Source organism: Leifsonia sp. ALI-44-B (assembly GCF_001984125.1).
Lineage (GTDB): Bacteria > Actinomycetota > Actinomycetes > Actinomycetales > Microbacteriaceae > Okibacterium.
In genome coordinates, this window is record NZ_MTQL01000007.1 from 1,121,270 (window position 1) to 1,147,025 (window position 25,756).

The 25,756-nt window shown below is 70.1% G+C and carries 22 protein-coding genes; 8 read left to right on the forward strand and 14 right to left on the reverse strand.

What is annotated here, in order from left to right; all coding sequences use genetic code 11:
* The first annotated feature begins 8 nt into the window (after window positions 1-8).
* Window positions 9-887: a hypothetical protein gene (locus ALI44B_RS12300; protein ID WP_077054919.1), complete on the forward strand. Its 879-nt coding sequence runs from the start codon at window positions 9-11 to the stop codon at window positions 885-887.
* A 22-nt stretch (window positions 888-909) separates the two neighbouring features.
* A complete protein-coding gene (locus ALI44B_RS12305) occupies window positions 910-1,203 on the forward strand; it encodes a DUF4287 domain-containing protein (protein ID WP_077054920.1) in 294 nt (97 codons plus the stop codon).
* Between the two features lie 536 nt (window positions 1,204-1,739).
* Here the strand turns inward: ALI44B_RS12305 and purD are convergent.
* Window positions 1,740-3,065: a phosphoribosylamine--glycine ligase gene (gene purD / locus ALI44B_RS12310; protein WP_077054921.1), complete on the reverse strand. Its 1,326-nt coding sequence runs from the start codon at window positions 3,063-3,065 to the stop codon at window positions 1,740-1,742.
* Window positions 3,066-3,084: 19 nt separating this feature from the next.
* Here purD and ALI44B_RS12315 point away from each other — a divergent pair, with 19 nt between their 5' ends.
* The 4 genes from ALI44B_RS12315 (at window position 3,085) to ALI44B_RS12330 (ending at window position 5,700) form a co-directional block, all read left to right on the forward strand.
* Window positions 3,085-3,456 carry a sterol carrier family protein gene (locus tag ALI44B_RS12315; RefSeq protein ID WP_077054922.1) on the forward strand — a complete coding sequence of 124 codons (372 nt, stop codon included), beginning with the start codon at window positions 3,085-3,087 and terminating at the stop codon, window positions 3,454-3,456.
* 87 nt (window positions 3,457-3,543) lie between these two features.
* The gene (locus ALI44B_RS12320; RefSeq protein ID WP_077054923.1) at window positions 3,544-3,729 is read left to right on the forward strand and encodes a hypothetical protein; all 186 of its coding nucleotides are present in this window, start codon (window positions 3,544-3,546) and stop codon (window positions 3,727-3,729) included.
* 20 nt (window positions 3,730-3,749) lie between these two features.
* On the forward strand, window positions 3,750-4,802 hold the full coding sequence (locus ALI44B_RS12325) for a glycosyltransferase family 28 protein (RefSeq protein WP_077054924.1): 1,053 nt from the start codon (window positions 3,750-3,752) through the stop codon (window positions 4,800-4,802).
* On the forward strand, window positions 4,795-5,700 hold the full coding sequence (locus ALI44B_RS12330; RefSeq protein ID WP_238592196.1) for a glycosyltransferase family 2 protein: 906 nt from the start codon (window positions 4,795-4,797) through the stop codon (window positions 5,698-5,700). Before ALI44B_RS12325 ends, ALI44B_RS12330 begins: the two co-directional genes overlap by 8 nt.
* 220 nt (window positions 5,701-5,920) lie before the next feature.
* Here the strand turns inward: ALI44B_RS12330 and ALI44B_RS12335 are convergent, their stop codons facing one another.
* The 12 genes from ALI44B_RS12335 to ALI44B_RS12390 form a co-directional block, all read right to left on the reverse strand.
* A complete protein-coding gene (locus ALI44B_RS12335) occupies window positions 5,921-6,517 on the reverse strand; it encodes a hypothetical protein (RefSeq protein ID WP_077054925.1) in 597 nt (198 codons plus the stop codon).
* Entirely contained in the window at window positions 6,514-8,553 is a 2,040-nt protein-coding gene (locus ALI44B_RS12340) for a PASTA domain-containing protein (protein WP_077054926.1), read from the reverse strand. Before ALI44B_RS12340 ends, ALI44B_RS12335 begins: the two co-directional genes overlap by 4 nt.
* A complete protein-coding gene (locus tag ALI44B_RS16540; RefSeq protein WP_077054927.1) occupies window positions 8,550-9,350 on the reverse strand; it encodes a lytic murein transglycosylase in 801 nt (266 codons plus the stop codon). Before ALI44B_RS16540 ends, ALI44B_RS12340 begins: the two co-directional genes overlap by 4 nt.
* Window positions 9,347-10,111, reverse strand: a complete 765-nt coding sequence (gene pstB / locus ALI44B_RS12350; protein WP_238592239.1) for a phosphate ABC transporter ATP-binding protein PstB — start codon at window positions 10,109-10,111, stop codon at window positions 9,347-9,349. Before pstB ends, ALI44B_RS16540 begins: the two co-directional genes overlap by 4 nt.
* Window positions 10,112-10,476: 365 nt before the next feature.
* Window positions 10,477-11,514: a sortase family protein gene (locus ALI44B_RS12355; protein ID WP_083709975.1), complete on the reverse strand. Its 1,038-nt coding sequence runs from the start codon at window positions 11,512-11,514 to the stop codon at window positions 10,477-10,479.
* Window positions 11,511-13,247, reverse strand: a complete 1,737-nt coding sequence (locus tag ALI44B_RS12360; RefSeq protein ID WP_083709977.1) for a substrate-binding domain-containing protein — start codon at window positions 13,245-13,247, stop codon at window positions 11,511-11,513. Before ALI44B_RS12360 ends, ALI44B_RS12355 begins: the two co-directional genes overlap by 4 nt.
* A complete protein-coding gene (locus ALI44B_RS12365; RefSeq protein WP_238592197.1) occupies window positions 13,244-14,707 on the reverse strand; it encodes a PstA family ABC transporter permease in 1,464 nt (487 codons plus the stop codon). The genes ALI44B_RS12360 and ALI44B_RS12365 overlap by 4 nt, the downstream gene beginning before the upstream one ends.
* The gene (gene pstC, locus ALI44B_RS12370; RefSeq protein ID WP_083709978.1) at window positions 14,704-15,750 is read right to left on the reverse strand and encodes a phosphate ABC transporter permease subunit PstC; all 1,047 of its coding nucleotides are present in this window, start codon (window positions 15,748-15,750) and stop codon (window positions 14,704-14,706) included. Before pstC ends, ALI44B_RS12365 begins: the two co-directional genes overlap by 4 nt.
* Window positions 15,747-18,455, reverse strand: a complete 2,709-nt coding sequence (locus tag ALI44B_RS12375) for a hypothetical protein (protein ID WP_077054929.1) — start codon at window positions 18,453-18,455, stop codon at window positions 15,747-15,749. The genes pstC and ALI44B_RS12375 overlap by 4 nt, the downstream gene beginning before the upstream one ends.
* A gap of 156 nt (window positions 18,456-18,611) precedes the next feature.
* Window positions 18,612-20,282, reverse strand: a complete 1,671-nt coding sequence (locus ALI44B_RS12380) for an Ig-like domain-containing protein (RefSeq protein ID WP_077054930.1) — start codon at window positions 20,280-20,282, stop codon at window positions 18,612-18,614.
* Window positions 20,283-20,397: 115 nt separating this feature from the next.
* On the reverse strand, window positions 20,398-21,648 hold the full coding sequence (locus ALI44B_RS12385; protein WP_077054931.1) for a hypothetical protein: 1,251 nt from the start codon (window positions 21,646-21,648) through the stop codon (window positions 20,398-20,400).
* Window positions 21,649-21,984: 336 nt separating this feature from the next.
* Window positions 21,985-22,932, reverse strand: coding sequence for an NAD-dependent epimerase/dehydratase family protein (locus ALI44B_RS12390; RefSeq protein ID WP_083709980.1), 948 nt, complete (start codon window positions 22,930-22,932; stop codon window positions 21,985-21,987).
* 53 nt (window positions 22,933-22,985) lie between these two features.
* Between ALI44B_RS12390 and ALI44B_RS12395 the strand changes: the two genes are divergently transcribed.
* On the forward strand, window positions 22,986-23,648 hold the full coding sequence (locus tag ALI44B_RS12395) for a ScbR family autoregulator-binding transcription factor (protein WP_077054933.1): 663 nt from the start codon (window positions 22,986-22,988) through the stop codon (window positions 23,646-23,648).
* 54 nt (window positions 23,649-23,702) lie between these two features.
* On the opposite strand, the gene ALI44B_RS12400 is transcribed toward ALI44B_RS12395, so the two are convergent.
* Window positions 23,703-24,920 (reverse strand): AvrD family protein, encoded by a 1,218-nt coding sequence (locus ALI44B_RS12400; RefSeq protein WP_179100264.1) that lies wholly within the window; start codon window positions 24,918-24,920, stop codon window positions 23,703-23,705.
* Window positions 24,921-25,028: 108 nt separating this feature from the next.
* Between ALI44B_RS12400 and ALI44B_RS12405 the strand changes: the two genes are divergently transcribed.
* Window positions 25,029-25,721, forward strand: coding sequence for an HAD family hydrolase (locus ALI44B_RS12405; RefSeq protein ID WP_077054935.1), 693 nt, complete (start codon window positions 25,029-25,031; stop codon window positions 25,719-25,721).
* Window positions 25,722-25,756 lie beyond the last annotated feature (35 nt).

The following is a 25,756-nucleotide window of genomic DNA, read 5'->3' on the forward strand; positions in this document are numbered from 1 at the left end:
CCGTGGGGATGTCGACGTCGACGTATCGGGCCGGGCTTGTCACCGCGAGTGCACTCGCGGTCGTGCTGCTGTTGAGTGGATGCACGGCACCCGCGCCCGCTGCCGGGGACAGTGTGACAGCGGCATCCGTCGGCTCGGAGGCCTCGACGGCCCGTGCGACACCCGAGCCCAAGCCGACCGACGAGTTCTTCGTCGCCGACTATGAGCCCGGCGACGTCTTAGCGCGCGCACATGTTGCCGCACCCGATGGCTCCGTCTCGGCGGATGTCTCGTTAGTCGTCGCTGACGGACGGGTTCTCAACATGAAAGTCGAGAACATCGTCAACCGAACGGAGCGTATGTTCACGATTTCGGTCAGCCCCGACGCCGGCGTGCAGCCGGGCGATTGCCCCGCTGGCATGAGGATGGCCGCTGGTGACATCCCGGCCGAGGCCACGAGCAATGAGCAGCCCGTCGGATGGTGGGACACGCCGAGTTTTGCCGACCCGCGATGGTGGCGCACCGTCGAGATCAACGACGTCTGGCAGGGGGACCCGGAGACCTTCGTCAACTGCCCGGCGCAGGTCATCGCCGCGGAAACGTGGGCGTGGGACATCCCTGAGCTACCGAAACACATCGTGGCGAGCGATGGCGGACCGGCGAGGGGCGCCAGCGGAACGGTCGAGCTCGAGGGCAGCGCCCCGGTACGGTATCTCGTGGCAGACGGGGATGTGCTCGCCGAAATCTGCGCGCGGTTCGGCATCACTCGTCTGCAGCTCGACGTTCTCAATCCGCGGCGCGACCAGGTGGCCGGTTCGGGCATCGCCGTCCGCGGTGAAACGCTCAATCTTCAGGACACGCCCGACGCCCGTGCCACCTACTACCCGCCCCCGCGCAAATTCGAGTGATCACCCGACGAAAGGGAAACACATGTCGTTCCAGGCTTATCTCGATGCAATCGAGACGAAGACCGGTCTCACGCCGCGTCAGCTCGTCGATATTGCTGTGAAACGCGGCTACGACGATCCGGCGGTCAAGGCCGGCGAGATCCTCGCGTGGTTGAAGGATGACTACGACCTGGGTCGTGGCCACGGCATGGCCCTCGTGCATGTCATCAAGAAGGGCCCGGCTATCGACTCCAAGCACGTCGGGTCGGGCGGCGCCCACAGCGACGAGTCCGAGATGCTCTGGCTCGACGGTCAGGCGTCCAAGCCGAAACCGTGACCCTGCCGCGCCTGTCGGCCACCTGGCATCGGGGCTCTCTGCCGTCCGCTGAGGCGAGCGAGTTGGCACCCGGGGTAGCTCCCAATTAAGTCTCAGGCGCTAGTTCGAGCGGTCGAACAGAAGCCTCCTTGTGGCCCTCATACTGGAATCGGCGAGACACCAGTGCAGCATCCTCGGCTCTCGGAACGAACGACGAACGCGAGGCGACGAAAATGACCGTATACAGCGAACTCTCTCAAGAATTGGCGAGAGAGATCTTCGAGATCGCATCGGCCCGATTGAGACGGCGGGGACACGCCGTAGAACAAGATCCCGTGACGGGTCGTTACTCCGTTGTTTACGCGGCACCGTCTCCGCGCGCTCGACGCCTGCAAGCCCGTTTGAATCGCGTTCTCGAACGAGATGCCAGACGTCGTCTGTGAGGGGCGGCGCACAAAATTTCACCGCCACATTGTGTCCGTTCAGGCCGCTCGCTGCGCGCGACCCCAGCCAACCCGCGCCTCACAGGTCTAGACGGCTGGGGTCGAGCGCCCCCGCTAGTCGGCGACGCGGGCCGCGATGTCCGTGCGGTACTGGCCGCCCTCGAGCGTAATGCGACCGAGAGCGTCGTAGGCGCGGGTGCGTGCCTCGGCGAACGTGGTGCCGAGCGCGACGACGCTGAGGACGCGGCCGCCCGAGGCCAGGAGCGTGTCGCCCGAACCATCCGAAGCATCCGAAGCATCCGAAGCATCCGCGGTGCGGGTGGCGGCGTGCGCGATGTGCACGTGCTCGAGTGAGGATGCCTCGGCGAGACCCCCGAGCGGGCGGCCCGTGATCGGGGTGTCCGGGTAGTTCTCGCTGGCCAGCACGACCGTCACGGCCGAGGTCTCGGAGAACGCCGGCGCGGGCACGGTGCCGAGCGTTCCGGTGGCGGCCGCGAAGAGCAGCTGCGACAGCGGCGACGCCAGGCGGGGCAGCACGACCTGCGTCTCGGGGTCGCCGAAACGCGCGTTGAACTCGATCACGCGGATGCCGTTATCCGAGGCACCCTCGCGCTTCGAGGTGAGAATGAGCCCCGCATAGAGCAGGCCGATGAACGGCGTGCGCTCGGACGCGAGCTGCGCGATCACCGGGCGGGCGATCGTCTCGACGACCTCCCGCGTGAACGCCTCCTCGCTGCCGAACGTATCGTTGAGCCACGGCAGCGGCGAGTACGCGCCCATGCCACCCGTGTTGGGCCCGGCATCCCCGTCGCCCAGACGTTTGTAGTCCTGCGCCGGCGACAGCGGGACGACCGTGTGCCCGTCGCTCACCAGGAACAGCGACACCTCCTGGCCGTCGAGGAACTCCTCGACCAAAACGCTGCCGTGCTGCAACCAGTGCGCGGCGTGGGCGATGGCCGCCTCGCGATCCTCCGACACCAACACGCCCTTGCCCGCGGCCAGACCGTCGGCCTTCACCACATACGGCGCGCCGAACTCGTCGATTGCGGCAGTGGCCTCGGCCAGCGTGCCCGCACGAACGGCGCGGCCCGTGGGAACACCAGCCGCCTCCATGATGCGCTTCGCGAATGTCTTCGACCCCTCGAGCGCCGCGGCAGCCTTGCCGGGCCCGAAAACGGGGATGCCCTGCTCGCGCAACTCGTCGGCGACACCCGCCACCAGAGGAGCCTCTGGCCCCACGACGACGAGGTCGGCACCCCACGCGATGGCATGATTGGTGACCGCGACGGGGTCGTTGGCGTCGAGCGCGACGACGGGCACATCCAGCGCGATACCCGCGTTGCCGGGGGCCGCCTGGATGTCGTGGCCGGCCTCTTCGCCGAGCAGGGACAGGACGATGGCGTGCTCACGGGCACCGGAGCCCAGTACGAGGATTTTCACGGGTACTAGCCTATTGGGCATGGCACGCGCGCGTATCCCCGATGATTCTGGTGAAGCATCCGTTTATCGAGCCCTACAGGCCGAGCCGAAGCCCGCGCGCGACGACACCGCCACGGCCGTGCGCTACACGCTGCAGCTGCTCGCCGAGCGCGCCGAGGGCAACACGCTCGAGGTGCGCGTGCCGCCGTTCGGTGCCGTGCAGTGCATCGAGGGCCCCCGCCACACGCGCGGAACGCCGCCCAACGTCGTCGAAATGGATGCCGCAACGTGGCTGGCCCTCGCCACGGGCCGAGAAGCGTGGGCGGATGCGGTGGCCGCCGGCCGCGTGCATGCCTCGGGTTCGCGAGCCGACCTCACGGGCGAGCTGCCCATCCTGCGACGCCCGCAGTGAGAATGTCGGCGAACGCAACCCGCTATACGTGAGGCGGGCGATGACGGATGGTTGAACTGCACCATTCCGACACGTAAGGAGCTCGACATGGACCACCACAACGACGCACACGAAGCGCATCCCGACGAGACCGTCGAATCGCTGAACGAACCCGACCAGTCGTCGTCGGATGTCTCGGACGACAAGGTCGACGAGGCCACCGAAGCCGCCGAGCACGCGGCCGACGAGCAGCCGCTGGCCGCCCAGGAGAGCAGCGACACGCTCGACAAGTAACTCCCCTCAGTAAGGACCGCATGATCGGCTACTACGTCCACCATCACGGGTCCGGGCACCTGAGCCGCGCCACCGCGCTGGCCCGGGTGCTCGGCGACGAGCTCACGGGGCTCTCGTCGCTCGCACGACCCGCCGGGTGGACGGGCGACTGGCTGCAGCTGCCCGCCGACACCGGTTCCGACACCGACGAACCCGTCGACCCGACCGCGCGCGGGGCCCTGCACTGGGTCCCGCGCCGGGCGGCGGGCGTTCGAGCGCGAGCGGCAGCACTGTCCGACTGGTTCGAACGGGCCCGTCCGCGCGTAATCGTGACCGATGTGTCGGTCGAGGTCGCACTCTTAGCTCGCCTGCACGGCGTCCCCGTCGTCGTCGTAGCCCAGCCCGGGCGGCGGGATGACGAGGCACACCGTCTGGCTTACCGCATCGCCGATCGTGTCATCGGGTTTTGGCCGGCAGGTTTCGACGTCTTGCAGACGGCCGAGCCGCTGGGGGAGCGCCTCGCTACCGTCGGTGCGCTCAGCCGGTTCCCCGTCGCCGAGCGAAAGGGTGACTCCGCCACCGACATGGCTCCGCCTCCTGCTCCGGCTCCGGCTCCGGCCCCGGGAGAGATTCTCGTGTTCTCGGGAACAGGCGGGTCCGGCCCAGGGGCCCTGAATGCCGTCGTGCGGGCGGCACGTGCCGCCCTGCCCGATCGTCACTTCACCGAACTCGTGGATGCTTCGGCGGCGCAGGTCGAGACCGCGCTGGCCCGAGCATCCCTCGTCTTCTCGCACTGCGGGCAGAACGCCGTCGCCGAGATCGCATCGGCCCGCGTACCGGCGGTCGTGGTGGCCGAGGAGCGGCCGTTCGCCGAGCAGGAAGCCATGGCAGCGGCGCTCGCGGCCTCCGACCTGCCCGTCGAGGTCATGACTCCCGAGAGTGCCGAGAGCGCCGAGAGCGCCGATTGGACCGCACTCGCTGCACGACTCGATGCGGCCGACGGCGACGGGTGGGCGGCCTGGGTCGACGGCGCCGCGGCCGAGCGTGCGGCACAGGTCATCCGCGACGTCGCCGAGGATCGCTCACATGACTGAGCCGAGGGAAGCTGCGCCGCAGCCCCAGCCCGACTTCCATTCGCAGGGTCAGCCCGCCGGGCAGCTCGCACCGAGCATGATCCCGGGCCTCACCCTGATCACGATCGTGCACGGGCGCGAGCAGCACCTGGCGCGCCAGCTCGCCGCGATCGACAGCGCTGAGGCTGCACCTGAGCTGCACGTCATCGTCGCCATGGACGACCTTGCCGTCGCTGCGCGTTACGCCGACCGTCCGCGCACCCTCGTCGTCGAGTGCCCCTCGACGGGCGCCCACCTGCCCCTGGCCGCAGCCCGCAACACCGGCGCCGCGGCCGCTCGCGAACGCGGAGCCGAGGTGCTCGTGTTCCTCGACGTGGATTGCCTGCCCGCATCCGGCCTCTTCTCGCGCTACGACGAGGCCGTGCGCGCGCATCCCGACGATCTCGTGTGCGGCGCCGTCGGTTACCTGCCCAAGGGCACCGACTACGGCCGCCCCGACCTGTTCGCCGATGCGGCCCGTTTTCACGGCTTCCGCCCGCGTTTAGATGCCGGTGCCACAGCCCCCGGCGACCACCTCGCCTTCTGGTCCCTCTCCTTCGCAACGACGCCCGACACCTGGCAAAGGATCGGCGGATTCTTCGAGGGATACTCGGGCTACGGCGGCGAGGACACCGATTTCGCCGTGACCGCTCGCGAGGCCGGGGTACCCCTGCGTTGGGTGGGCGGGGCCGAGGCGTTCCACCAATACCACTCGACCACCAACCCTCCCGTGCAGCACGTCGACGACATCGTGCGCAACGGCGCGCTCTTCGCCGAACGCTGGGGCTTCTGGCCCATGCGAGGCTGGCTCGACCAGTTCGTCGAGCGCGGGCTCGTGCGCCGCGACCCAGCTACGGGCGATTACAGCGTCGCGCCCTGATCACAGGCACAGCGTAGGCACCGCGGGAAAGCACAGCGCGGGCACCGCGGGAAAGCACAGCGCGGGCGCTGATTAGCCCATCTAATCGAACGCCCGCGCGGCGATGTCGCCGGCGCAGAGCGCCGAGGGACATCACCTGATTTTACCCGGTAAACGGCACATATCCGGGACGTGACGTGACGATCGCGTTACGTCTCATCGAGGTCTGCGTCCGCTCGCGCTAGGTCTGTTCCGTTGTCTGCGTGCGCTCGCGTCGCAGGGTGCGCATCACCTCGTCGGGCTGGGGCCGGTGCACATAGGGTTCGAGGTCGGCGGCCTGCAGCGCGTCGAGCAGGGAGGGCTCGCCGGGCTCTGAGCGCAGCAGTCGGGCGTTCGGCAGGCTGCGCAGCACCGAGACGTCGTCGAGGGTCGCGAACCAGTCCGTGATCGTCAGGGTCCCGGCCCCCACGTCGGTGCGCGCGTGCAGCACGAGTTCGCGCGCCGCCGCCTGCACGGCGCGCATGCTGCGTCGGGCCGCCTCGACCGACGCGAAGTAGTCGGCGCTGATGGCGACGGGCAAGCGGCCGCGCACGAGACGCCAGAACACGAGCGGCGCGCCCTCGGCGGGCGTGTCGATGTGGGCCGGCCGCACATCGTCGGGGATGTTGCGATGCAGCGTCATCCAGGCCGCGGCCGTCTCGGTGCTGGTGGGTCCGGGCAGCTCGGTGAAGTGCACCCGGGTTTGTTGCCGGCCGCGGCGCAGATCGGGTTGGGCGCCGATCGCCCAGTCCGCGAGGGATGTGCCGGCGCTGCGGTTTCGGCGGGGGCGTGTGCTCATTCGGCGACCGGTTTTCGTTCGGGGGTGGCGGGCCGCGGAGACGCGGGAGCGGGTGGGCGCGCGGGAGTGGGTGCGATCGTCGGTCGAGGGGGCACCGCGGTGGGGCTGGGCGACGAGGTGGCGTTGCCGGGGCGGGACGTCGACGGCGGAGCCGCGGGCGGCACGTCGACGGCGACCGCGACGGTCACACTCACCACCGTGCCGTGCGGGGTGCTGGTCCCGGCGGCCGGGCTGGTGGCCGCGACGGATCCGGGGGGCTGGTCGTCCCGCGGTTCCTGCCGGAAACGCACCGAGAGGCCGAGGGCCTCGAGCCGGGTGGCCGCATCGTCGGGGGCGAGCCCGGCCAGGTCATCCGGAACCGTGGAACGGCCGCTCGCGACGACGAGGGCGACGGTCGAACCGGCGGGGGCGTCGGTTCCGGCGACGGGGGTGGTGGCGAGCACGGTGCCCGCGGCATCCACCCCGTCGCGTTTGCGGATCTCGCCGAGCATCAGACCGGATGCCTCGAGCAGGGCCTCGGCGTCGCTCACTGATCGTCCGGTCAGCGACGGCACCGCGGCGAGGTCGGGCCCCGAGCTGACGATCAGGGTGACGGGCGCATCGACACCGAGGGTGGTGCCGGCCGCCGGGTCGGTGCCGATGACCTGCCCGTCGGGGGCCGCAGGGTCGGCCTCGCTGCGCTGACCGGCGGGCGAGACGCCGGCGTCGACCAGGAGGCGGGTTGCCTCGTCGACGCTCTGACCCGCGACGGTCGGAAGAACGACGCCTTCGCGGATGGCCGACGACGCGGTCGGGCCGAACGAGGTGATCGCCGACCAGGTCAGCACCGCGATCGTGGCGGCCGAGGCCAGAGCGAGGGCGGTGCCGCGGGTCGCCGCGCGGCGTCGGCGCCGTCGGGGGAGTTCGCGCGTGAGTTCGTGCTGCAGGGCCGTCGCGGTGGCGATGCGGCGTTCGAGTTTGCCGCGGCGCACGGTGGCGATGGTTTCGGTGGGCGTGCGATCAGCGGCGAGGTAGTGGGCCGCGCCGGAGTGCGCGACGCCGGAGTGTGCGCTCGCCGCGCTGCCCGCTTCGAAGCCGCCGAGCGAATCGGCTCCGGGGTCACCGAGCAGTTCACCGAGATCGGTGGCCTTGATGACGGCTGACTGCAATTCGCCCGCCGATGCGAACCGGTCGGAGGGATCTTCGGCTCGCGCGATGGCAGCGATCCGGCCGAGACGCCGCAGCAGCGCGCCCGGCGCAGACGGCTCGGCCGCTTCACCGTCATCGGGCTCCTGGGCGTCGAACGTGTCGTTCCGCCCCGTGCCTCGTTCTCCGTCGTCGACGACCAGCAGAAGTGTGTCGAGCATGACGCCGAACCCGTAGACGTCGTCGGCCGCCCGCGGGGCCGCGCCGTTCCGCCGCTCGGGCGCCGGATATCGCACCGATTCGCCGAACCGTTCGAGCAGCCGAACCGGCGACACCCCCGCGTCGGCCCGCGCGAGGTCGGAGGCCTGCGGCCCGAACCCGACCACCTTCACGCGGGTGGCATGCCCCGGAGCGCTCGCGACGACGACGGTCGACGGCCCGAGGTTGCCGTGCGTCATGCCCTGCTCGTGCATCAGCTGCAGAAGCTCGGCCACGTGGCGGGCGACATCGGCCACGAGCCGGGACCCGTCGGCTGCGGGGAACGCCGCATCACGCGCGAATCCGTCGACGCTCGTGCCTCGCAGGGTCTCGCGCACCGCCCAGCGCACGGTTCGGCCGCGAAACTCGCCCGTGCCCGCGTCGAAGATGCCCAGGGCGGCGGCATGCGTGAGCCGCGCGGGCGCCGCCACCCCGGCCGCGAACAGCGCGGTGGCCACGGGGTCGGCGAGCAGACCGTCGTGCAAGAGCAGCACGTCGACGGGGCGGTCGAGCAGCTCGTCGTGGGCCGCGAAGCGAGTTGCAAAGAGCTCGTGCGCGGGCGTCTGCGGGTCGCCCAACCGGTAGCGGCCGGCGAGCAGGTCGTTCGCCTCGGCCTGGGCGTCCCCGCCCGGCGCCGCGCCGCGCCGACTCATTGGATCGCCGCCCGGGCCGTCTGCTCGGCATACGCGAGCGCCTGCTGCCGCACGGATTCGACGTAGGCGCCGTCGTGGTTGTAGGAGCGGACGGCCGCGACCCAGGCGGCGTCGGTGTCGAGAGCACCGCCCGAGGCGCACAGGTAACCGGCCGCGGCGAGGGCTGCGTCGTCGAGGTCGTTCGGGTCGGCCACGCCGTCGCCGTCGCCGTCGAGCCCGGACACGGCCCACGTCGAGGGGATGAACTGCAGCGGCCCGACCGCGCGATCCCAGCGCACGTCGCCGTCGAGTTGCCCCGCATCGGTATCGGGCACCGCGGCGAATCGCTCGCCGTTCAGCTCAGGGCCGATGATCGCGGGCGCGGTCGTGCCGTCGTCCTGCAGCACGGCGCCGTCATGGCTGCCGTGCTGGGATTCGACCTGGCCGATCGCCGCGAGCGTGTTCCAGCCGAGCGCGCAGCCCGGGTTCGACGAGCCCATGAGGTGGGCCGCGGTCGCGTAAGAACGCAGGGCACGCAGGGGGATGCCCGTGGCCACACCGGTGCGCTCCAACCATCCGGGATCGATGGTCACGTTCGAGGGGGATGCCGCGAGCTGCGCGTCACCCGACCCGCCCGCGTAACCCGGCCCGATGCCCCCGCCGTCGGCCCCGGTCGCCTGCACGCCGATCGCCGCGGCCGGGGGAGCCTCCGCCACCATGGGGGCGGGTTTCGGCATGCCGAAGACGTAGCCGACCGCGCCGAGCACCAGGAAGGCGCACAGCGCGAGCCCGACGACGAAGCTGCGGGAGGAGGTCATCCGAAGCGCCCGTTCACGTAGTCGCTCGTGCGCTGATCGCGCGGCCGGTCGAACATGGCCTCGGTGGCGCCGTGCTCGACGATGACGCCGGGCGTGTTCTGCGCCGCGAGGAAGAACGCGCAGTCGTCCGAGACCCGGCTGGCCTGCTGCATGTTGTGGGTGACGATGACGACCGTGGTGGATCCCTTGAGCTGCTCGATGGTCTCTTCGACGCGGCGGGTCGAGGTGGGGTCGAGGGCCGAGCAGGGCTCGTCCATGAGCAGCACGCGGGGTGAGACGGCCAACGAACGCGCGATGCACAGGCGCTGCTGCTGGCCGCCCGAGAGCCCGCCGCCCGGCTGGTCGAGGCGGTCCTTCACCTCGTCCCACAGGGATGCTTTACGCAAAGAGTCCTCGACGAGCACGTCCCTGATTTCGCGCGTCGACGCGATGCCCGAGAGCTTCAGTCCCGACACCACGTTGTCGTAGATCGACATGGCGGGGAACGGGTTGGGCTTCTGGAAGATCATGCCGATGGAGCGGCGCGCGGCCGTGATGCGCTGGTCGGCCGCGTAGATGTTGCTGCCGTCGAGCCGCACCTCTCCGGCGAGGGCCGCGCTCGGAACGAGTTCGTGCATGCGGTTGAGGATGCGCAGGAACGTGGACTTGCCGCATCCGGACGGGCCGATGAGCGCCGTCACCTCGCCCTTCTTCATGGTGAGGGACACGCGGTCGAGCACCTTGCGCGTGCCGAACCAGGCCGTGATGGAGTCGGCCACGATCTCGGCGGGCTCGACGTCGCCGAAGAGGGCGCGACGCACCTCCTGGCCGCCCACCGTGGTCGGGGCGGGCGGTTGCGAGTGCGCGATGAACTCCTCCGATCCTCCGGTCGTGGGGGTGCCGGGGCGGGCCGAGCCGACGACGGGCTGCGGCCCGGAGAGGGGGGTGCCCGCCTCGCGCGCCCAGACCGAGAGAACCTCGGTGTCGAGGCGTTCGGCGGGGGCAGACCCATCCGAAGCGGTCGGGATGGCGGTGGTGACGGTGTTGTCGGCGGTGCTGTCTGCGGCGTTCTCGGTGCGCGTGCGACGCAGGCGCGACTTGGGGCTGGGTTTAGTGGGCATGAGATCTCGTCTTCTTTCGAACCGGGTCAGAGCAGATTGGGGATGAGCCACTGGGTGATGGCGGAGGCGGCGAGCAGGCCGACGGCCAGCACGGGCGGGAAGCCGACCAGCCACGTACGGCCGCGGCCCCAGCGGCGCCACAACCAGGCCAGCGCGAAGCCGAGCGCCACGAGCAGTTGCACGAGCAGCACCAGGCCGAACAGGTTGCTCGAGTCGGTGCCCATGGCGGCCTCGGCGGGCGGCAGCGCGGCGGTGGGGATGGCGACGGCGGGCCGGTCGAAGCCGTCGCTCACGAGTCGGGCGTCCACGCGATAGACCTCGGTGGGCATGAACGGGGCACCCGCGGCGGTCGTCAAGGTGAGGCGACCTTCTCGGCCGGTGACGGGCGGCGGCGCGACATCCCCGGCCATGCGGATGCCGATGACCTCATAGCTGCACGCCCCCTGCGAGGTCGTCACGCCGAAGCGATCGCCCTGCTTCAGGGCCTGGAAGCCGGAACCCGCCGCGCCATAGCTGCTCGCGCGGGCCATGAGCACGCTCGTGCCGACCTGACACGGCAGCACGGTGTCGCGGCGATGACCGATGCCGAGCATGGTCTGCGCCGACGCCGTGCCCTCGACGACGACCTCCTGCGGCAGGCCCACGCTCGGGGCCGCGAACACGGCGAGCGGCGTGCCCGGCGGGATCAGCTGACCGTTCTCGTCCACAGGCCCCGTCGGCGCCGACCCCTCGGCGAGGCTCAGTCGCAGCTCACTGAACAACGACTTCTGCGAGGCATAGTTCTGGATCGGCGAGATCAGCACGAGGTTGGCGAGCAGCGCGAGAATCGTCGCCGAGATCATGGTCAGGATCAGGGCGAGCACACGCTGCTGCGCGGGTGCGTCGACGCGCGGGGTCTTCGTTCGGGGCTGCTTGGAGCCGCGGGGCTTTCTGCGGCCGAAGCCCGTGCGCGCGCCCGGGGCTGCGCCTGAGCCCGGGCCTGCGCCGGGCGCGATCGCACCCGTGCCGATGAGTGTCGTCGGCACGGAGCCCGGACCGGCCGGGCGCTCGGTCGTGGCGCTCATCGCCGCCTGCGCAAGAACTGCGACGTCAGCGGCGGTGTCACGAGCACGGCCGCCAGGCCGATGAGCGCGAGGGCCATGAGCGTCTGCTGCCCAGCCCATCCGTTCTGGGTGGCCAGCACCACGGGAACGCTCTTCACGGCGCCGACGCCTCCGGCCGTCAGCTCGGAGTCGCTCGTGCACACCCCGGTGTCGGGGTCGCACACCTCGGTCGACGCCGCGCCGACCGCATTCGGGTCGGTGGCACCGGGGGCCGCGCCGCCCGTGCCCGCGCCGCCCGTTCCGGTGCCGCCGGTTCCCGCGCCACCCGTTCCGGCCGTGCCCGTTCCCGCACCGAAGTCGGGGCCCGCGTTGACACCGGCGCCCGCGAGCTTCCACGGAGCCTGGCAGGCCGCATCGCAGCCCGCCGGGAACGGCGCCGTGTCGACGAGGTTGTTGTGGCTCGGCGAGTCGCCGGGCTTGAAGGTCGGGTTGTTGCACGGGTTGCCGCCGTCGGCGCCCAGCGTCGAGTTCTTCACGGCGTCGAGCTTGGCGATGGTGTCGGCATCCACGCCCGGAACCTTGCGGATCTGTTCCATGGCCGCGAGCACGAGGTTCATGGGGAGCGGCGAATAGCCGAGAGTTCCCATCGTTTGCTGACCTTCGCACAGCGCGTATTGCGTGAAGAAGCCGAGGCTGGCACCGTGCGCGTTCTTGAAGACGGGCGTCTCCTGCGTCGGCACCATGAAGTAGGAGTAGGCCGACAGGGCATAGCTGCGCGGGTCGCCGTAGGCGTAGACCGCCGAGAGGTCCTGCGCCAGATAATTCTCCGAGGCCGGGTCGGTGTTGATCTTCGCCTGCGTGAGCGCCACGGCGACGGCCGTGTCGGTGGGCACGGTGTAGAAACCGGCCGCGTTCTTGAGGTTCGCCACGGGGAAGCCGACGGCCTGCGAGTACGAGTACTCGTCGTAGTTGATCGTGTAGGGGGTGCTCTCGGTGTACTTCGTCACGCCCGTCGAACCGTTCTGCGCCACGAAGTTCTTCAGGTTGGATGTCGGGAAGTAGCTCGTGGCGTGTGCCCCGTCGCATCCGCCCGTCGTCGTGCAGAGCGAGGCGTAGTAGCTCGGGAACTGCCGCTGCAGCCACAGCGTGAACTGCGCGGTGGCTCCCGAACCCTCGGACCGCACGACCACGGTGATGGGCGCGGCGGGCAGGTTGACGCCGGGGTTGTCGGCCGCGATGGCGCCGTCGTTCCACTGCGTGATCTGGCCCGTGAAAATCTTGGCCGCGGCATCCTGAGACAGGTTCAGGCTTTCGTAACGGTTGCCGTTGACGGGCAGGTTGTACATGAACGACGTGCCGCCGGCCACCATGGGCATCATCGAGAAGCCGAAGTCGGGGTAGGAGGTGTCCTTCGGGTCGGCCGTGTCGCCGCGGTAGGGGATCTCGGAGACGGCGAACTGCGCGTTGACCTTCTGGGCGAAGGATTTTCGGCCCGTCGACGAGCCGTTGGGCGTGTAGTCGACCGTGACGCCGCGGCTCTTCACATCGGCCTGCCACTGGGCCACCGCGTTGCCGGCCCAGCTCGAGCCCTCGCCCGAGATGCGCTGATACTGCGCGGCGGCGGCGCTGAGCGGCATGGTCAGCGCGAAGATTCCGGCGATGGCCGCGAGCGCGAGCAGGCGCGTACCTCGGCGGCGGGGGCGCGGGGTGCCGGCGCGGTCGCGATCGCGGGGCTGCGGGATGGATCGGGTCATGAGGGTTCTCCAGAGCGGGGCGAAGCGGGTGAGTCGGGACGCGGCGGTATCGGGATGGGCGGGGCGATCGTGTAGCGCCCGGTGGCGAGCTGCTGCGCCGCGACCTGCGCGCTGCCCGCCATGCGCTCGGCGGTCTTGCGCGAACGGATGCTGAGCGCCGACCGCTGCCCGGGCGTCAACTTGCCGGGCTCCTGCCCACCGAGCTTGCGCGCGATGAGGAACAGGATCAGCACGAGCACGAGCAGCACCGCGGCGGTCGCAAAACCTCGAGCCTTCATCGTGTTCTGGCTCGACTTCACGAACTCGAGCGCCGCCAGGGGCAGGCTCACCATGGGCCCGCTGAACGGGTTGAAGTTGAGGTTGCTCGTCACACCGGCGGTCAGCAGCACGGGCGCGGTCTCGCCGATGCCGTGCGCGGTCGCGAGGATGAGCGCTGTCGTGAGTCCCGAGCGCACGGTCGGCAGCACCACCTGCCACACCACGGCCCAGCGGCTGGCGCCGAGCGCCAGGCCGGCCTCGCGGAGGTTGCCGGGCACGAGGCGCAGCACGACATCCGCCGACCGGATCATGATGGGCAACATCAGCACCGTGATGGCGAGGGATGCCGCGAAACCGTTGAATTCGCGCGTGATCGCCACGATGACCGCGGCGTAGATGAAGAGGCCCGCCACGACGCTCGGCAGGGCCGTCATGGCCTCGACCACGGTGCGCACCAGGCGAGCGAATTTTCCGCCCACCTCGGCCAGGAACAGGGCCGTCGTGAGGCCGAGCGGCACCGTGACCGACACCGCGATGCCGATCTGGATGAGCGTGCCGACGATGGCGTGCAGGATTCCGCCGTCGGTCAGCGCGGCGAGGGGGCCGACGCCCGACATGTCCTGCGTGAAGAAGTGCAGGCGTTCGACGACGTTCTGGTTCGAGGCGGGATCGAAGATCTGGCTGAAGACATCCTGACCGCTGATCAGCGTGAAGCCGATCACGAGGCCGAGGGTGCCGACCACCGCGAAGCCGGCCGAATAGAGCATGACGGTCCAGAAGCGGTCGACCACGGCCGGGCCGCGCTCGCGGAACAGAACGAGCGCCGTGTAGAGGAAGACGAACCAGACGTAGGAGGTGAAGAACAGCCAGCCCACCGGGATGAGGCCCAGCACCATCGTGAAGAGCACGCCCGCGCTGAGGCCCGCGATGGCCGAGCCGACCACCGTGAGCGTGTCGTCGCGCGAGGTGCCGATAATGACCGGGATGGCGGGAGCCTGCGCGTCGTCGAGGGCCAGGCGGGGGAGCGAGGTCTCGGCGGCCGGGGTGCGATCTACGCGCAGTGGCGCCGGGAGCAGCGTGGTCGGGGGAGCGGGGTTTCGCGCGGCCTCGGCCGCCAGACGTTCGCGCCGAGTGGCGGCGGGTTCCGCCTCGGCGGGTTGGGGGCCGAAGACCCGGCGGTCGGCATCCGTGGTCGTCATCATGCCTCGCTTTCGGCGCCCGAGCGGGAGCGCGCGATGATGGTCGAGGCCGTGAAGTTGATGGCCATCGTGAGCAGGAACAGGGTGAGGCCGGCCGCCATGAGGGCCGACATCGCGAACGGGTTCGCCTCGCCGTAGCGCAGGGCGATGTGGGCGGCGATCGAGTTGGCGCCGCGCTCGAGAATGTGGAAGTTGATCTCGAAGAGCGGCGAGATGATCAGATAGATCGCGATCGTCTCGCCGAGCGCCCGGCCCATGCCGAGCATGGTTCCGCCGATAATGCCGCCCTTGCCGAACGGCAGCACGACCGAGCGGATCATGCCCCAGCGGGTGGCGCCGAGAGCGTAGGCGCCCTCGCGTTCGCCGATGGGTGCGCGCGAGAACGACTCGATCATGAGCGAGGCCATGATGGGCACGATCATGAGCGAGACGACGAGTCCCGCGATGAACGTCGACGACGTGTAGAGCGAGTCGTTCGGCAGCGGGTTGGCGGGGTCGGCGCCATCCACCGCGAAGATCGGGATCCAGCCGAACCAGGTCGACAACCAGCGGGCGAACGGCACGATGGTGGGCTGCAGGAAGGCGAGACCCCAGAGGCCGAACACCACCGACGGCACGGCGGCCATCAGGTCGATCACCGAACGCAGCGTGCGCTGACCGGCGCCGCGCGCCACCTCGGTGGTGAAGAGCGCTAGGCCGAGGCTGAGCGGCAGGGCGATGATGAGCGAGACGATCGCGATCATGACCGTGCCCGTGATGAGGGCGGCGATGCCGAACTGGTTGGTCTCGGGCGTCCACTTCGTTTCGGTGAGGAACTCTCCGATACCGACCGCGCTGATGGCCTGCACCGCGTTGATCGTCAGGAAGGCGCCGACGAGCACCATGATCGACAGCACGATGGCGCCGCCGAGTCGAGTGGTGCCGCGGAACAGCTTGTCCGACAACTCGCTCTCGTGGGCCAGGGGCTGCGGGGTGGCATCCTCCGACCCGGTCACCGGGTAGTCGGGCTGCGTCGTGGCGGGGCGCGGGGGAACGTCGATGCTCATTCGGCCAGCTCCTTGCGACGGCGCCCGAGCCATGGGGCGAAGATTCCGGCCGCGAGGGCGCCCGCCAGCCCGGCGATCAAGCCGTATTGCGGAAAACCGATCTCGGTCGCCGCGGTCTTCGCACCGGCGAGGGGCGCTGGCGTGTTGGCGGCGTTCGCGGCCGCGTCGGCATTGGGGGCGGATGCGGCGGCCACGGGTGGCACGACCGTGCGAGGCACCACACCCGTCGGTGCGGCATTCGCCACCCCGGGTTGCACGCCCGCGCTCGCCGCGCCCCCGGGTGCCGCTGCGGCCGGCGCGACGACCGAGTTGAGCGCCGACACGGCCGTCGTGGCCTGCGAGGCGAAGTCGCCGCTCAGCGGTGCGAAGCCGGGTGGCAGCTGTCCGCGCGCCGATCCCGGTTGCTGGCCGGGGCCCGTGATGTAGCCGAAGATCTTGGCGAACGTGCGGCCGGAGTCGGGGGTGAGGCTGCGCTGGGCGACCACGCCGTAGACGGGCACGGCCAGCGGATAGGCGCCGCCCGCATAGTCGGGGGCGGCGGGCGCCTTCAGGGGCGACGTGATGCCCGTGGAGGTATAGCGCCCGAACTGCTTCGTGAGGCTGTCTTCGTTCGCACCGACGCAGGAGTTGCCGTCGCTAGTGCAGAGCGACGCGGTGACGAGCTGGTAGCGGGCGGCGCTCGCCGTGTCGGTGGCGACGGCGATGTTGCGCGAGCCGTAGACCTGCGGGGCGGCTCCGGCCTTCCAGAGTGCGGGCACGCAACCTCCCGTGTTTCCGTCGCACCACTTGCCCCGGGTGGGCGCGGCGCGCAGGCCGTTGCGGGCGGCGGCGGCGGAGTCGGCCACCGACGGGTAGATGTCGACCATGGTCGCGCCGGCCACATACTCAGAGGGCGTCGGGGGCGTGCCGGGAGCGGGCGTTCCGGGCGTGGTCGACGGCGGCGTGCCGATCGGGTCGGAGGAGGCGTAGAGGATCTGCGGGTAGGAGCTCTGCGTCGGCGGGTAGCTCGGCGGGGTGTCGCGGTCGAACGACTCGGGCGTCTTCGTGACGTTGCGCTTCTCGGCCGCGGCCTTCTCGAGCGTCGCCTTGTCGCCCGCGCACTCGGCATAGGTGCGGGTGGAGTACCACGGATTCACGGTGAGCCCGTCGGGGTCGGGGCAACCATTGAGGAAGGCGTGGGCGTCGCGATCGGCGACCACCCAGTCCCACAGCGCCGCCGCCGCATCCGATTTCAGCGTCTCGGTTTCGAGCTTGCGGATGCCGTCGTTGCCGTAGCTGCCGAGCGTGCCCTTCAGCTGCGGATTCAGGGCGAGGAATTCGGGATCGCTCGAGAGTGAATCGTTGAGCGACGACTGCGCCCAGGGGGCCTTCGAGGCGAGCAAGCTTCCGGCCGTGTCGAAACCGTAGCTCTGCGTGAGCAGCTTCGCCACGAGGCGGGCGTTGAGGCGGATGTCGGTCAGGACAGCTCCCCGGTCGCACCCGTCGGTCGCGCAGCGGTTCTCGTAGTTGAACCCGATCGTCACGCCGCTCAAAGCGGTCGGAACATAGGTGGCGTCATTCTTCGTGGGGCGGCTCGACAGGATCAGCGGGCTGGCGCCGGAGTCGAGCGAGCGACGGGCTTGGTCGTCGCTCAGTTGTGAGTATCCCGTGGAGACGCCTGCAGTGCTGCAGAGGCCGGGAATCCAGGACGCCATCGCGGGCGAGGCCAGTTCCGATCCGGCCGAGAGCACACGCGAATCGCTGCTCGCACACACTCCTGCCGCATCGGCGAAGCCGATCTTCACCTGCATGCGTTGGCCCCACATCGACGGGGTCAGGCCGGAGGGGTGGGCGCCGAGGCTGGTACCCACGCGATAGGGCACGGCTACGAGCCAGCAATTCGACGTCGAGGGAGCGTCGTTCCGCATGCCGCAGCCCAGGAACGTGGACTCGGTGCCCGTCTGCATCTCGAACGAGCGGTTGACTGCACCGAGAGACGAGGATGTCTGCAGGCGGCTCTGCTCATTGGTTGTGATGCGGCTCAGGATCGTGCCGCTGCCATCGACCGCGTCTGTTTCGGTGCCGTCGATCGCGAGCCAGGGCATACCCCGCCGGTCCTTGAAGTCGCTCGATCGCGCCAGCGCGTCACCGTCGAACAGTCGGTTCGACCACGCTTCCCCGTTGTCCAGGTCGCTGCCGCCCGGACCTTCTTGGCAGGTGCGCGGGTCGGGTGAGGTCGCGTCGGGGCTGGGCTTCCCGTCGGGACCCGGGGCTCCCCAGCATTGGAAGAGCATGAGCGCCGAGCCGTTATTGATGGCCGCACCGTTCTCGTCGACGATGGGTGGCAAGCCCGTGACAGAGACAGAAACGCCCTGACCGGTGACATTGTCCGTTTGGCCGACAGTCATCGTGAGGTTCGAGAAGAGGTCGCGCCAGCCCGTCTTGATCGGCGCCGCGATGTCCTCATAGGTCTTGCCGCCCGTGAAGGGGATGACCTGGGTCGCGTCCCGCGGTACGACACTCTCGGCGGGGTTGTCGCGGTTGTCCCACCGCACCGTCTTCTGGCTGCCGGTGACGGTGGCGCCCTGCGGCCCCCACTCGGCTGTCGAGGGTGCCGCGGCCGCGGTGGGGGCGGTGGCCGTGGTGCCGGTGGCGAGCAGCCCGACGAGGCACAGCGTTCCGACGACGGCGGAAACGGATCGAATCAGGGTGGGGCGGGAGATCATCAAGGGGTCCTCGGGTCGTGCGGGTCGAGTCGGTCTGCGGCGGAGCGGGGTGTGCCGGAAGAAAGATGGGGCGGGATGGTGGGCGGCGACTGTTCGGCGCCCACCATCCCGGCTGATTCGTGCTGTTGGGAGCTGGTTGGTGCGGGGTGGCGCTGGCTAGTGCGTGCTCGTGCGGTGGATGCCGGCGGCGCGCTTGCGCGTGCGCAGGATGCGGCTGGCGACGACGGCGGCGAGGCCCGCGATGAGGGCGGCGAGACCGCCGAGCATCAGGGGAAGCTGGGCCGCGCCGGTGTTGGCGAGTCCGTTGGCGTTCGTTCCCGTGCCCGATCCGGTGGTGCCGGGGTTCGTGCCGTCGGGGGTGTTCGCGCCGGGGGTTGCCGAGGGGGTGGGGGTGACGGCGGCCGGAACGATGACGAAGGCCCGGGCGAACGAGTTCGCCGAGGTTGCGCCGGTCAGGGTCAGCGTGTGCGCCGCGTCGGTCGAGGCGAACAGTGCGGCGGGCGGGTTGAAGACGTAGCGGGCCGATCCGTCTGCGGCCGCGGTGGCCGTCTCGGCGAGCGTGATCGGGTCGGACGTGACCACGCCGGTGATCGTCTCGCCGGCCGTGAAGGTGCCGACGGGGGCGTCGACGTAGTAACGCACGTCGGGCTTCGCGGTGGCGCCCTCGGTCAGCTCGACCGGGGCGGCCGGCACCGTGAAGGATGCCGCTGCCGACGCCGCGGAGGCGCCGAACTTCGCGTCGCCGCCATAGCTGGCCGTGAACTCGACCGTCGCGCCGGGCGTGAGGCCCGCGGCCGTGTAGGTGGCGACGCCGTTGGCGACGGTTCCGGTGCCGAGCTTGGTGGTGCCCTGCATGAAGTCGACGGTGCCGGTGGCGGATGTCGCGGTCACGGTGTCGGCGACGACGGTCGCGGTGAGCGTGGCTCCCGTGTCACCGCTGGCCGCGGCGGCGAGGTTGACTGCCGTGGCGGCCTTCGGAACGTCGATGACGAGCGCGGTGGAGGTCGAGGCCGTGTAGGCGTCGCTGCCGGTGTAGGTGGCGGTGTAGGTGTGCGAGCCGATGCTGGCACCGGTGACCGTCGCCGTGGCCTGGCCGGCCGCGATCGTGCCCGAGCCGACCTTGGCGTCGCCCTCGAAGAAGTCGACTGTGCCGGATGCGTCGGAGGGAACCTTGGCGGTGAGCGTGACGGCGCCCGCCTTGACGGCGCCCGTCAGAGTCGTGGTGGAGGCGACCTTCGGCGCGGAGAACGACCAGGTCTTGCCGGCGGCGTCGATGGTGAAGGCGCCGAAGGCGACGATGGACTTACCGTCGGGGCCTGCAACGGCGGTCCCCGTTGTGGTATCCAAGCAGTACATGCCGAGCGAGTAGGTCTTCCCGGGCTGGACGAACGAATCGAGGGTGCCCTGACGGGTTGTCGCGTCGAACCAAGCCGAGGAGATCACACCCATCTCCGGCATATCGATTGAGCCGTCCTCTCGGATTAGCGCGCCACCACCGAGCGAGGCGGCCACGTTGATCTCGTAGGGGGCGGCGCTCGCCGGCCAGGCTTCGGAACCTTGCTCGGACAGGAAGGAGGCGGCCGTGATCGAATTGTCTTCGCGGTAAGGGCAGGTGAGCGTCGTCGCGACTTTCGGCGCATTCCCGCTCAGGGATTGAAAGAGTTCGAGGGAGTTGAATTTCTCACCGCTCGCCGAGACGGCCGGGGTCACGCTGAAGGTCGCGCCGGGCTGGACATCGGCTACGGCGGGGGCGGCCAGTGCCAGGCTGGCCGTGACGAGGGCGAGTGCGCCGATTGTCGCGCGGGTGAGGCGGGCGGTGTGTGTCATGTGGGGTTCGTGATCTTTCTCATCGGGTTGCTCCGCACGCCGTCGGCGGGGAGTGCGCGGTGCGGGCCGCGCGGAGGAGGGCCGGGCGAGTGAACTCGCCCGGCCCTCGGTGGAACTAGTTGGTCCAGTTGGACGCGTAGCGACCGGTGGTGCCGGTGTAGTTCAGTCGGAGGAAACCGAACTCCGTGACGACGGAGGTCGAGTTGACGCCGACGACCTTCTGACCCAGGCCGCGCGCGTAGCTGTCAGCCGTTGCGGCGTTCTGCGTCGGGTACACGATGTAGGTGTCGCGGGCGAAGCGGAACGTTGCAGCGGTGGGTTCGGCCGTGGCCGAGCCGTAGTACGCGGCGTTCGGGGCCAGGGTGGCGTCGGTCGTGCCCGTGGTGGCGAGCACGCCGTTGGCCTGCAGCAGCGAGAGCGTCGCCGAGTTCGAACCGGTGAAGGTCGAGGCGACGGTGCCCTTCTTCTGCGAGATCCACTGACCGGCGGAGAACGGCGCGATGTTGCCGGCCGTGTTCAGGGCCGATGCGTCGTTCTCGGCCACGCCACCGGTGGTGGCGCCGGTGACCCAGGTGCCGACCGTGCCGACGCCGATGGCGCTGAGGAAGAACGACCGCGTGCCCGAGGAGGCCTGCGGAAGAACCGGGTTCAGCGGAAGCTGCGCGTTGGTGGAGGTGCCGGGCGCCGTGTTGTAGACGGGCTTGTTCGAGACGAGCGTGATCTTGCCGTCGTCGGACGTGCCGTCGCCGAAGATGGCGTTCAGCTGGTCGCTGGTGAGGTTGGTGACGGAGTTGTAGGTGGTGCCAGCGCCCTTCTGCAGCACGGGCGCGACGGCGTCACGGGCGAACGGCACGTAGGTGAGCTTGTCGTTGGCCGTGCCGGGGATGACGGTGGTGCCGGGCTTCGACGAGCTGCGCGCGTAGTCGAACTCGCGCACGCCGTCGTTGTCCGTGCCGGTGCCGACGTTCTTCAGGTCGTAGCTGGTGGTGACACCGCTGACCGTCTGAACGAAGATGTCGTTGGCGGGGTTCCACGAGGCGCTGAGCGCCTTGACGCCGTCGCCGGAACCGTGGGGGCGACCGACGGCCTGTCCGCCGGCCTTCGGGGTGATCGGGTCGGGGGCGCCGAAGGCGTTCCACGAGCCGAGGTCGGTCTGCGTCGCGGCGCGGGCCACGCCGTTCGCCGAGTAGCCGTTCGTGATGCCGTTCAGAACGTCCTGAATGGTGTCTGAGCCGCTGATCTGGTTGGCGCGACCCGTGGTGCTGGGGTCGGCGTTCGCGGCCAGGGGCGCCGTGACGGTGAGGGCGAGAGCTGCGGCTCCGACGGCGACGAACGCCTTCGTGATCCGTGAGGTGGGTCGTGACACGGGAGTGTCCTTTCTCAGTGGATGTTGTATGCGCTCAGGAGGATGGGCCTCGTTGAGTGCCGCGCCCCGTGAGTGGGCTCCGTTGCAGATGGGCTGCGGTCGAGTCCGGTCCATTCCGCGGCACGGGGCGACCGCTGGCGGGAACGGAAAGTGGTGGAGATGCGAAGCCGTTGTGCGCTTCGGCATGAGTCTCACTCACCCCACATCCGGTTCACAAGTAGGACGAACAACTCGGTTTTGGAACAGTGGATGAGGCGTGGATGAATGCGGGATGAACGACCCAGAGACATCCGCGCGTTTCTGCGGCTCACCGGGCGCTTTTTCGTGCAGAACGGCTCAGTGCGGGAGGCGCGGCTGCCAGCGTTCTGCGTACCAGGCGAGGCTCGCGGCGTCGAAAACGGGCTGTTCCGGCTGCGGCAAGCCGGTCCCGCGCCAGATCGCCGACGTGTCGAACCAGGTGTCCCGCGTGATGGCGTCGATCTGGCTGGGCGTCACGCCGAGGGGGGCCGCGAGGCGGGCGGCGGCGGCCGGGCTGAGCACCCGCTGCGGGGGAGTCGCGGCCAGGCCGGCGAACAGCGCGTCGACGAGGTGCCCGAATGGCACGGGGCGGGGCAGGGCGGCGTGGAAGACACCGGCCGCACTGTCGAAGGGCTGCAGGGCCAGCGCCGCGATGAGTTCGCCGAGCGTGCGGCGTTCGATCACCGAAACGAGCGCTGAGCCCGATCCGATGCGCGCGTCGAGGGCGCGCATGAGCGGCAGCAGTCCGCCGAGGAACCAGCGGTCGCCCGGGCCGAAGACGAAGTGGGGGCGGATGACCGTGCCACCCGCGTCGAGGACGATGTTCTCGGCATCCCGCCTGCTCGTGCTGAGGGTGCTGCGCGGGGAGGGTGTGGCCGTGCGCTCGGTTTCGCCGCCGCGCAGGGAATCGCCATAGACGCCCGCCGTGCTGACATAGAGCACTCGCTCGACGCCGGCCCGACGCGCGGCCTCGACGAGGCGCCGCGTTCCCTCGACGTTGACGACGCGGCAAAGCTCGGGATCGGCGCCGATGTAGCTCGCCGCGTGCACCACCACGGCCGCGCCGCCCACCAGAGTGTCGAGCGCGTCGGTGTCGCCCAGATGGCCCGCAACGACACGCGGATGCGCGAGCCGGGGGTGGCGCGTGAGCACCGTGGTGGCGGCATCCGATCGGTCGAGGGCGTCGAGGATGGCGCCCCCCACGAAACCGGTCGAACCCGTTAACGCAACGTGACGCGGTGTGTTCGCGCAGGAGATTCCGGACATGGCGGCCCTAACATGAGTGGGTAGACGACGACGAGGGACGGTCACGAGTGAGCATGACGGGACGAGCACCGCAGCAACAGCGCGGCCACGAGCGCCGCGAAGCGCTGTTGGAGGGCGCCGCCCGCGTGTTCGACCGCTCGGGTTTTGCGCAGGCCAGCCTGAGCGAGATCGCCACCGAGGGCGGGGCCACGATGGGGTCGCTGTACTTCTACTTCCCCTCGAAGGAGCAGCTCGCCCTGGCGATCATCGAGGAGCAGAACGCGCGCACGTTCCGGTCGCTCGAGGCGGCCGGGCAGGGGCGCGACCCGCTGCAGACGCTGCTGCACGGCTCGAAGGCGATCGCCGACCAGCTCATCACCGACGCCGTCGTGCGCGCGGGCATCCGGCTGTCGCTCGAGCAGGGAACGCTGTCCACGCCCACCAACGGTTTCTACCGCGAATGGATCGGCGGCATCACGGCGGTGTTCGAACAGGCCGTGGCCGAGGGTGAGCTGCGCTCGGATTTTGAGGCGGCCGACCTCAGCCGCATGGTCGTCGCCACGTTCACGGGAACGCATGTGGTCTCCAATGTGCTCACGGGCCGCGCCGACCTCTATCGATCGCTGCGGGTGATGTGGGGTGTGGTGTTGCGGGGCATGGTGCCCGGCAACCGGCTCGACGGCTATCTGGCCGACGCGGCGGCGCTCTTCGACGACGCGCAGCCCGACGCGGCGTAGTCGATCCACGCTCGCGCCGGGCTGCCGCGCCGCCGGACCGCCGGCTGCGTGCTCTCAGTCGGCGAAATAGGCGAGCGACGACGTGACCGCGATGCCGCCGATGCCGGCCTCGACGTCGACGCTGTGCAGCGTGCGTCCGTCGTGGGGCAGCGAGCGGCGGCGGGTCACGATCATGCGCGACGGCTGCGGCACGCCGACCACGCGCACCGGTGAGGTGGCCGTGAACGTGGCGCGCCGCATCCACAACGTGTCGGTGTTGTCGCGCGCCACCTCATCGCCCGCGTAGATGAGCGCCTGGGCCATTTGGCCGCCGATCGCGGCCGCATCGGTGAGCCCGATGGACGGCCAGTAGCGCGCCTCGAGCCCGGCCGCCCGGCGGGGTGCCGTGCCCGACGGCCGCACCGTGTGCTCCATGTCGAGTGTGGCGGCCGTCTCGTCGAGCGCGCTCAGCGACGACACATGCTCGAGCGACCGGAAGAGGGTGGTGTGAATGCGCGGCTCTCGCATGGCCCCCAGTGTCGCGGACCACGGCAGGCCGGCGATCGACGGGGCCGGATGCCGCAGCGTCACCGTGCCCGAGAGTGAACCGATCCGGCATGCGAGCACCGTGCGGAACTCGTCGGGCCGCGCGGTGGCCTCCATTGCGCGGGAGACGGTCAGCGCGACCGGTATGGCATCGACCCGCTCGAGCGGCGTGGCCCCTGCGCGCACGGCGAACTGTTCCAGCCAGGACGCCTCGATGCCGTCCGAGCTCACCCCGATGCGTCGCAGGTAGGCCTCGGCGAGTTCGGCTGCGAGGGCCAGCGCGTCGAGCGTGCTCAGGTGCGGCACGCGCGCGCTCCCACCCTTGGTCGACCAGTCCTCGGGGTAGGTGATCGATGCGACACCGGATGCAGCGAGCGAGGTCGGCTCGGCGGGGTCGGTGTTCTCGGCGGTCGTGTCGGCCAATTGCAGCAACTTCTGGTCGATGCGCCGGTAGCCGGTGCCGAAGTAGCGGTTCGCGGCGGGACCGAGCAGGGTGTCGAACGCGTCGGGGGCGGCGGCTGAGGCCGGCGCCGAACTGGGGGCGGTGATCGCGGCGGGTGAGGTGGTCGCGGCGGCTGAGGTGGCGGTGGCGGTGGCGGCGGCGGCGGCGGTCGCGGTGGATGCCGCCGCTGTCGGAATGGTCGTCGTGGCGGAGGCGGCTGGCGGAGTGGATGTCGTGTGCATGGTGTCCTCGTCGTGGTGTCGGATGGGCCGGGTGGAGTCGGATAGCGCAGGATCACTCTTCACCGGCATCAAGGTGTGCGCTCTACTTATCCCGGGAACGATGCGTGATCTTTGCATGAACGACGGGCGAAGCGGGCGCGTTCTCCCCTCCCGTCTTGACACACTCGACATATGGCAACCGACCAGGCGGCGTATTTCGACGTCGACCACACGATCACCCGCACGGGCACCCTGCGATCGTTCCTCGACTTCTATGCCGCCGACCCCCGCGGCCGTTTCGTCGCCCAGCGGGTCGCGGGCCTCGAGCGCGCCGTCGCGGCCACGCACGATCGCGTCACCCTGCACCGCCTGTTCGTCGAGGCCTTCGCGGGCGAGACCTGGTCGGGCCTCGAGCGCGCGGGCGCCGACTGGTTTGCAGACTTCGCCGTGCGCGACGGCTTCACCCCATCCGTCATCGAGCGGATGCGGCGCCACCAGGATCTGGGCCACCGCGCGGTGTTCGTCAGTGGCTCGTGGTGGCCCTGCCTCGCCCCGATCGCGGCCCACTTCGGTGTCACCGAGGTGCTGTGCACGATGCCTGTGGTGGTGCGCGACCAGGTGACGGGGGAGATGGTGCGCGCGATGGTGAGCGATACTAAAGCGACGGCGGTGCGCGATCACGCGGCCCAACACTCGATCGACCTGGCTCGGAGTATCGCCTACGGGGACGACGAGAGCGATCTGCCGCTCCTGCGCACGACGGGCCGCGCCGTCGTCGTGGGAGGCGACCCGGTACTCCTCGGCTGGGCGGCGAACCGGCGCGGATCGGTCGAGGTCCTCGATGCCCAGCGCATCCCCGTCGTGTCGTCCGAGGTGGGTCAGTGACCGGCTCGCGCCACTGACGCGTGTTTCGGGCGTGT

Coding starts and splice junctions, on each gene's coding strand:
- ALI44B_RS12300 (WP_077054919.1), top strand. CDS start 9: ATGTCGACGTCGACGTATCGGGCCGGGCTTGTCACCGCGAGTGCACTC.
- ALI44B_RS12380 (WP_077054930.1), bottom strand. CDS start 20,282: ATGACACACACCGCCCGCCTCACCCGCGCGACAATCGGCGCACTCGCC.
- ALI44B_RS12355 (WP_083709975.1), bottom strand. CDS start 11,514: ATGAGCGCCACGACCGAGCGCCCGGCCGGTCCGGGCTCCGTGCCGACG.
- ALI44B_RS12320 (WP_077054923.1), top strand. CDS start 3,544: ATGGACCACCACAACGACGCACACGAAGCGCATCCCGACGAGACCGTC.
- ALI44B_RS12330 (WP_238592196.1), top strand. CDS start 4,795: ATGACTGAGCCGAGGGAAGCTGCGCCGCAGCCCCAGCCCGACTTCCAT.
- ALI44B_RS12315 (WP_077054922.1), top strand. CDS start 3,085: ATGGCACGCGCGCGTATCCCCGATGATTCTGGTGAAGCATCCGTTTAT.
- ALI44B_RS12305 (WP_077054920.1), top strand. CDS start 910: ATGTCGTTCCAGGCTTATCTCGATGCAATCGAGACGAAGACCGGTCTC.
- ALI44B_RS12365 (WP_238592197.1), bottom strand. CDS start 14,707: ATGATGACGACCACGGATGCCGACCGCCGGGTCTTCGGCCCCCAACCC.
- ALI44B_RS12340 (WP_077054926.1), bottom strand. CDS start 8,553: ATGAGTCGGCGCGGCGCGGCGCCGGGCGGGGACGCCCAGGCCGAGGCG.
- ALI44B_RS12325 (WP_077054924.1), top strand. CDS start 3,750: ATGATCGGCTACTACGTCCACCATCACGGGTCCGGGCACCTGAGCCGC.
- ALI44B_RS12375 (WP_077054929.1), bottom strand. CDS start 18,455: ATGATCTCCCGCCCCACCCTGATTCGATCCGTTTCCGCCGTCGTCGGA.
- pstC (WP_083709978.1), bottom strand. CDS start 15,750: ATGAGCATCGACGTTCCCCCGCGCCCCGCCACGACGCAGCCCGACTAC.
- ALI44B_RS16540 (WP_077054927.1), bottom strand. CDS start 9,350: ATGACCTCCTCCCGCAGCTTCGTCGTCGGGCTCGCGCTGTGCGCCTTC.
- ALI44B_RS12390 (WP_083709980.1), bottom strand. CDS start 22,932: ATGTCCGGAATCTCCTGCGCGAACACACCGCGTCACGTTGCGTTAACG.
- ALI44B_RS12360 (WP_083709977.1), bottom strand. CDS start 13,247: ATGACCCGATCCATCCCGCAGCCCCGCGATCGCGACCGCGCCGGCACC.
- ALI44B_RS12335 (WP_077054925.1), bottom strand. CDS start 6,517: ATGAGCACACGCCCCCGCCGAAACCGCAGCGCCGGCACATCCCTCGCG.
- ALI44B_RS12395 (WP_077054933.1), top strand. CDS start 22,986: ATGACGGGACGAGCACCGCAGCAACAGCGCGGCCACGAGCGCCGCGAA.
- ALI44B_RS12405 (WP_077054935.1), top strand. CDS start 25,029: ATGGCAACCGACCAGGCGGCGTATTTCGACGTCGACCACACGATCACC.